At 50.7% G+C, this 7,801-nt stretch carries 6 protein-coding genes and 2 pseudogenes; all 8 read left to right on the forward strand.

Features of this window, described 5'->3' with window-relative positions:
• A partial coding sequence (locus HMPREF2572_RS03165) for a non-canonical purine NTP pyrophosphatase (protein WP_283118433.1) occupies positions 1–213 on the forward strand: 213 nt, incomplete at its 5' end.
• A gap of 110 nt (positions 214–323) precedes the next feature.
• Positions 324–437, forward strand: a pseudogene (locus HMPREF2572_RS14750) (IS5/IS1182 family transposase); the annotation flags it as partial.
• Between the two features lie 148 nt (positions 438–585).
• A complete protein-coding gene (locus HMPREF2572_RS03170) occupies positions 586–3,897 on the forward strand; it encodes a TonB-dependent receptor domain-containing protein (RefSeq protein WP_070496234.1) in 3,312 nt (1,103 codons plus the stop codon).
• Positions 3,898–3,922: 25 nt separating this feature from the next.
• Positions 3,923–4,195 (forward strand): annotated as a pseudogene (locus HMPREF2572_RS03175) (non-canonical purine NTP pyrophosphatase); the annotation flags it as partial.
• A gap of 75 nt (positions 4,196–4,270) precedes the next feature.
• Entirely contained in the window at positions 4,271–4,780 is a 510-nt protein-coding gene (locus tag HMPREF2572_RS03180; protein ID WP_070496235.1) for a hypothetical protein, read from the forward strand.
• Between the two features lie 78 nt (positions 4,781–4,858).
• Entirely contained in the window at positions 4,859–5,626 is a 768-nt protein-coding gene (locus HMPREF2572_RS03185; protein WP_246827756.1) for a DUF6630 family protein, read from the forward strand.
• A gap of 67 nt (positions 5,627–5,693) precedes the next feature.
• On the forward strand, positions 5,694–6,869 hold the full coding sequence (gene hemW, locus HMPREF2572_RS03190; RefSeq protein WP_070496236.1) for a radical SAM family heme chaperone HemW: 1,176 nt from the start codon (positions 5,694–5,696) through the stop codon (positions 6,867–6,869).
• Between the two features lie 183 nt (positions 6,870–7,052).
• Complete coding sequence (locus tag HMPREF2572_RS03195) at positions 7,053–7,631, forward strand: opacity family porin (protein ID WP_070496237.1); 579 nt, start codon at positions 7,053–7,055, stop codon at positions 7,629–7,631.
• Positions 7,632–7,801 lie beyond the last annotated feature (170 nt).

Genomic DNA, 7,801 nt, shown 5'->3' on the forward strand with positions numbered 1-7,801 from the left:
GAAAACGACCCGCAACCCATCATCGCCGAAGGTATCTGGCGCGGACAATGGCAGACAGAAGCCGCAGGAACCTACGGCTTCGGCTACGACCCGCATTTCTACCTGCCCGAACACAACTGCACCGCCGCTGAGCTTGACCCCGAAATCAAAAACGCCGAAAGCCACAGGGGACAGGCTTTGCGGGAATTGTTGAAAAAAATCGAAGCCCTCTGAACAACAAAAACGTCGTCTGAAAACCCGCCGTGCCGTTTTCAGACGACGTTTTCCATCCCGTTTATCCGTAAAACACGCCACAAAAGGAACAAAACATATAATTTTTTTTCAAAAGCTTATATAGTGGATTAAATTTAAATCAGGACAAGGCAACGAAGCCGCAGACAGTACAGATAGTACGGCAAGGCGAGGCAGCGCCGTACTGGTTTAAAGTTAATCCACTATAATATTCAAAAAAACAGCAATTATCCTTACTCAACATTCCCCATCATAAAAACATAAAACACATTCTACAAACCACTCCTTGAAGTATTGATTACCGTCCGCACCCGACGGAGCGCCTGTTATAAAGACAATACAAGGAGTCATCACATGAGAAACTACCCCTTCAAAACCATCGTCGCCTGCCTCAGTATTTTGTGGCACAGCCCGCACCTGTGGGCAGCAGATGCGGTTACGCCCGAAACCGCCGTCCTCGACACTATCGAAGTCCGCGGCAAACGCCTGACCAAAGACCAGAAAGGTGAAGCGCAGCAATACAGCAAAAACGTCTCCAACGCCTATCTCGGCAAAGAATACCTCGAACGCTACCGCCCCGATGCCGCCGGCGACATCCTCAAGGGGCTCAACGGCGTGTACAACATGAATACGCGCAATGCGGGCAGCGCGATTACACCCAGCATACGCGGCATCGCCGGAAAAGGCCGTATCCCCGTTACCATTGACGGAACGGAGCAGACCGTCGACGTATGGATGAACAATTACGGCGTTGCCGACAGAAACTATGTCGATCCCGCCCTGTTCCGCAGTATTGCGGTAGAAAAAGGGCCGTCGATGACCCGAGGTGTCAAATCGGGAGTAGGCGGTTCGGTCGCCATTCAAACTATTGAGCCGGAAGACATTGTTCCCGAAGGGAAAAAATGGGGTATTCAGATAAAAGGCAGTTTTTCGGGCAATACGGCCAAGCCCCGCGTTGACAATTTGCAATACCTCGGTGTGGAAGACTACCGCACCATTCCGAGCAGGCCGACGGCAGACGGGGCGGCGGGCGCAGTCGCCGGAACGTTGGAACCTTATCAGGCACTCGATTTCCAAGAGAAAAACCCGCCGCGCAGCCGCAGCAGCAAAATCGGCAATTTCAAAGACGACCGTTCGGGCATGGTTTCGGCGGCGTTTAAAACCGATATTTCAGACGGCCTGATTGCTTACAGCGACCGCAAAAAAGGCAATTACTTCAGCGGCAAACGCGGGGCAGACGGTTATCTGAATAATCCGGAATACGACCCCGACAATGCGGATTTCGGCAATACGGGCGCGACCATGATACCGAACATGGCGAAGCTCTACCGCCCCGGCGAAGAAGTGTTCAATAGCAATGTGGCAAGCAAAAGCCTACTGCTGAAAAACAACTGGTATCTGCCCAACAATCAGAAAATCAGCCTCGGCCATATGCGCACCCGCGTCCGTTTCGGCGAAAACAACCCCTTTTACAACGCCATACTGCTGGGCTTCAGCAACGAGTTCAACTTCACCGGCAGGCCACCGCTGGTCATACCTGCGCAAACGCTCAATTCCACCATTGACACCAAAAGCCATAAAATCGGCTACGAATGGAAGCCCGAAGGTAGCCGCTGGATAGACTTGCAGGCCAATATCTGGCGCACCCAAACAACCAGTTCCCGACATCAAAGCGGCGGGCCGGATTTGGCCGTTACCTACGGCGATCAGGAATACGACAAGTGGGCCAACTGCTTTGTCCACAATAAAATTCCCAACGAATTTATCGGCAGGCACATCAGCGAAGGCATAGGCTGCCGCGAGCTGGTTGCTGAAGGGTTGGTTCCTGCCGAAGAGCCGAAAGATCCGCCTCCTGTACCCGGTGCATACCGCGTCAAATCAGGCGTGGAACAGCGCACCCGCGCCACCCGTACCGGCGCCGACATCAGCAACCGCATGCGCCTGACCGACAAGCTCGCCATGACCCTCTCCGCCAACGTCCAATATGAAAAACTGGACGAATCCAACCGAATCACCAACAACGACAAAGATATCTTCGACATCATCGGCTCCGCCACAGCCGCCACAGCCGTTGCCGGTCCGAGGGCCGGCCGCCGCCACGAATGGGGCGCGGGGGTCGCCTTCGACTGGCAGGCAACCGACCGCCTGAACATTCAGGCAGGTATACGCTACGACAAATTCTGGGCTTACGACGATGCCTTGGCAAAAGCAAGGCGGGCAAGGAAAGATCCGTTTTATTCCGTCGATTTGCAAGGAGGGAAAAGCTCGGACGGATATATACTCGGCAGCTATATCCCCTATTACGAACTGATTGCCAATAAAGAAGAAGCGGACGATGTACGGAAAATCCTGAGAACCGAAGATGTTGACGAGTCAAATCGCCTGATAAACGAATTCCGCCACAAATACGGTTATGACTATAACGATAAAGGATATTCGATTAACGGAGAAAGGCAGACCGGCGAAGTCATCTATGCCAACGCAAACGGCGACAATCCACAGGTAGATAACCCGTCCTTCAACCACGACGAAGCCGTTTACCGACAGAAAGAAGTCTATACGCCCTATATTGACGGCAAATATCAAGGGCCGGTTTTCACGCAAGGGCAATTTGACGAAAAAGTAAACAATCCGCAGGGATTGCAAGGCAGCTATTTCAAATATTTAACCAATGCTGCAATAGATGATGTTAAAACACCCTATCTGCAAAAAAAAGAGCGGGCGACTACGATGGGCAGTACCGGCGGCCACCGCCTCTATAAAAAACCCGCCAACGAAGACGAAGTATGGCCCATGCCCAAACACCTGAAAGCCAGCGCATGGTCGCCCGTCATCGCCGTCAGCTACGATTTGACTGACAACAGCCGCCTGTTCGCCCGTTTCGCGCAGGCAACCCGCTTCCCCAGCATTTACGAAGCAACCACCACCAACGTCAACCTGCTGGAAGCCTACAATACCGAATTCAACCTGAAGCCCGAACGCAGCACCAACTGGGAAGCAGGCTATTCCTTCAATTTCGCGCCCTACTGGCAACGGCTGAAACACGGCAATATCCGCCTGACCTACTACAGCAACACCATCAAAAACGCCATCGATATTACCGAAAACAAAAACCTGACCCAATACGACAAGAAACAAACCAGCGGCATCGAGCTGCAAAGCCGTATTGACAGCGGCAAATGGTTTGCCTCATTCGGCGCGAACTACCGCTTAAAGCAGCGCACCTGCGACAAATCGACCGCCTTCAACTACGACGTCTATAACAACCGCATCCCCGAATGTATCGACGGCGGTTTCGGCGCCACCCGTTTCTATCAAACCATGCAGCCGAAATACTCGCTCAACCTCGATGTCGGCACCCGCCGCTTCAACAACAGGCTGGAACTGGGCATGCGCGGCATCTACCACAGCACCGTCGATACCGACCAACAGGACGAACTGGCGCGTCAGGGCTTGGCGCGGATTATGCAGGCATCGGGCAGACCCTACCACTGGCGTTCCGCCTTGGTATTGGACGCTTACGGACGCTACAACTTCGGCAAAAACCTGAGCATGAACTTCAGCGTCAGCAACCTGACCAACCGCTATTATCTTGACCCGATGTCCAACGTCCCCATCCCCGCACCGGGACGGGCGGTTACCGTCGGGTTTACAGGCAAATTCTGACGGGCAATACCTGAAAGGTCGTCTGAAAATTTCAGACGACCTCTCCGATAAAAGCTGTTATGATGCCTGCGTTCCCGTCCGCCACGAAAACGACCCGCAACCCATCATCGCCGAAGGCATCTGGCGCGGACAATGGCAGGCAGAAGCCGCAGGCACCAACGGCTTCGGCTACGACCCGCATTTCTACCTGCCCGAACACAACTGCACCGCCGCTGAGCTTGACCCCGAAATCAAAAACGCCGAAAGCCACAGGGGACAGGCTTTGCGGGAATTGTTGAAAAAAATCGAAGCTTTATAAATCGATAATAGGTCGTCTGAAACCCCGAAACGCTTTTTCAGACGACCTAAACACACCACATCATAAAGGAAACACATGTCCCCCAAGCAAATCCTGATTGCCGCCATCCGTTTGATCGTTTTAATCGGTATCGTACAAACGCTCAGCAGCATCGTTACCATATTCGCCCAGTCTGGAAGCGAATATAACAGCGCACAACTCCTGTTGCCGCTATCCATCTACGGCTTTTATTTGGCCGCATGGCTGCTTGTATGGTGTTTCCCTGCCACTATTGCCAACCGCCTGCTGCCCCAACACCTGCAAACCGCACAAGAAACCCCCAAACACCCTGCTCCATGGATGACGACCGGTATTGTCTTGATCGGCGTATACACTCTTTCCCAAGCCATACCCAACCTGATTTACTTGTTCTCTATCTATCGTTTTACACAATCCACCCTCACCGACGCACACACATCCGTTTGGGTAAATCTCGGTCCGCAAAACCAAGCCGGTATATTCGCCAGCACCGTGCAATTCCTTATCGGCATTTTCCTGCTGTTCGGCGCTCCCAAACTTTCGTCTTGGATTCGCAAAAGGCTTTAACGACATAAAGACAACAGGTCGTCTGAAAAAATTTCAGACGACCTGAGATTGTCCTTGTGCCGAAATAAAACCGAATTTATGGCCCATGCCCGCCATCAACTTTTGAAACTGCTCTTGCTGCCCTTTATTCTGCTGATGAAAACCATCCGTTTGATATTGTCGTATATAGTAACTTTATCATTAATTTTGTTACTGTTTATTTCTAAAACTTTATTGTTTGTCTCAAAGCCTTTTCTGCCCATCATTGTCATTTTGCTGCGTTTATTGATTTGGCTGATGTTCCCTTTATATTTTATCTGTTTGTTTATTTACACATTGTTCCGCCCATTTAAAAATCATGAAACACTTTTCCGGCATTGGCTGGATGTCATTTACCGCGATCGGCCGGAAACCGTTGGCATCATTATCGAAAATATCCATCGAGACTTAAGAGGGGAAGATGAAGACGGGGAAAATAATACGCAGGAAGAAAATAACGAAACCGCCGTATTCAAAAACCTCTTAACCGAAGGCTTCATCCTACACAATAACCTCGAAGACTACGCACATCTGTTTTCCGTTGATTGGAAAGACGGGGAAGGTTTTATTGACTACATCGCAGAAATGGCGCAACGTTTTAATGTCAACCTGAATTGGACTGAACAGCAGCTTGAAGACGATCTGCCCGATCAGCTGGCAAGGGCCGTATATCCCTTATTTGAAGCCGCCGGTGCAGTACTTTATAGTGCAGACACGGGAAGCGACTATTACACTTTTATCATCATCCCGCAACAGGACACAGCCGATTTTAAAAAAGTATCGAAACAATATGGTGTGTCCTTGCAGCGGGCAAATAAAACCATCTGACACGAAACTTAATACCACAGATGCCGTCTGAAAAAAATTTCAGACGACCTCAATCCCAAAATACACCATGACCCAAATCACATTCTCCCAAGCCGGACATCTCACCGCCCTGCCGCCCCTGTCGCTCTATATCCACATCCCGTGGTGCATCAAAAAATGCCCGTATTGCGACTTCAATTCCCACAGTCTGAAAAACGGATTGCCCGAAGCCGCCTACATCGACGCGCTGCTGACCGACTTGCAGCTTGAATTGCCGAATATTTGGGGCAGACCGGTGGAAACGATATTTTTCGGTGGCGGTACGCCCAGCCTGTTTCAGGCGGAATCGATTGACCGTTTATTGAGCGGCGTGCGTTCACTGTTGCGCTTGCAGCCGGAAGCGGAAATTACGTTGGAAGCCAATCCAGGTACGTTTGAAATCGAGAAGTTTCAAGGATTTAAAGACGCAGGCATTACGCGGCTTTCTATTGGCGTACAAAGTTTCAACGACGATATGCTGATGCGGCTAGGACGCGTCCACAATGGCAAAGAAGCCTTAACCGCCATCGATACTGCATTGAAATTATTTGATAAAGTCAATATCGACTTGATGTATGCCCTGCCGAACCAGACCGTTCAGACGGCATTAGACGACGTGCAAACCGCCATCGCTACGGGTGCGACACACATCAGCGCGTATCATCTGACGATGGAGCCGAACACGCCGTTCGGCCACACGCCGCCGAAAGGTTTGCCGCAAGACGAAGCCGCCCTCGACATCGAAGACGCGGTACACGGCGCGCTGGAGGGCGCTGGCTTTATCCACTACGAAACATCGGCTTTTGCGAAACCCGCCATGCAGTGCCGCCACAATTTAAACTACTGGCAATTCGGCGATTATTTGGGCATAGGCGCGGGCGCGCACGGCAAAATCTCCTACCCCGACCGCATCGAGCGTACCGTCCGCCGCCGCCATCCCAACGACTACCTCGCCTTAATGCAAAGCCAACCGAGTGAAGCCGTCGAACGCAAAACCGTCGCCGCCGATGATTTGCCGTTCGAATTCATGATGAACGCCCTGCGCCTGACCGACGGCGTACCCGCCGCGATGTTGCAGGAGCGCACGGGCGTACCCGCCGCCAAAATCATGGCACAAATCGAAACGGCTAGACAAAAAGGTCTGCTGGAAACCGACCCGACCGTATTCCGCCCGACTGAGCATGGACGGTTGTTTTTAAACAATTTATTGCAATGCTTTTTATAGGATTAGATTTTTTCAGACGACCTTAATACACCAAACCGTAACATCCGCAGGCTGCTAACGAAAACCATGACAGACAGTTTTTATCTTGTTTGTTTTATCATAATAAAATACAATTGGGATAACCGTTGGTCTTGAATAAATATTCGGCGGTAATACCCCTTATTCCGTTGCAAGGAAACAAACATGAAAAAAATTCTGACTACCCTGATTGCCCTCTCCATCTCAACCGTTGCGCTGGCAGATGACAGCCATGGTTTCTACATTCAAGGCGATCTTGGCCACTCAACCCTTAAAACCAATGACGAAGGTGGCAAAACTAGTGCCAAAGGCTTCAGCCCGCGTCTGTCTGCCGGATATGATTTCGGCGATTTCCGTGTCGCTGCCGATTACACCCACTATAAAACATTGAAAGACCATGAACAGGGTCGGTCTTACACACTCGACTCAAAAATCAAACTCCAAAGCGTCGGCGTTTCCGCCATTTATGATTTCGACTTAAATTCCCCAGTTAAACCTTATGTCGGCGCACGCGTAGGCATCAACCGCTTTTCTTATGACGACGATTACCGCAGTGTGAATTTTCATGAGACTGAATCGATCCGCAAAACTAAAACCGGCGTAGGCGTATTGGCAGGCGTAGGCTATGACATTACTGAAAACGTCGCTTTGGACGCCGGCTACCGCTACAACCACTTGGGCAAATTCGACGGCTTAAAAGTGCATTCTCACGAAGTATCTGCCGGTGTCCGCGTGAAATTCTAATTTCCGCATCATTCAATTACCAAACCGCCTGAAGTGTCCAAACTTCAGGCGGTTTTCGCAAATGAGTGAAGTACATACGATATAATTCCATCCCCATTCAAATTTATTTCACCAAAGGTCGTCTGAAATTATCCATACCCTTGTATATCGGAACTCTCGTATCATAGCAA

Origin of the sequence: Neisseria sp. HMSC064E01, assembly GCF_001808875.1 — a bacterium.
Taxonomy (GTDB): domain Bacteria; phylum Pseudomonadota; class Gammaproteobacteria; order Burkholderiales; family Neisseriaceae; genus Neisseria; species Neisseria sicca_A.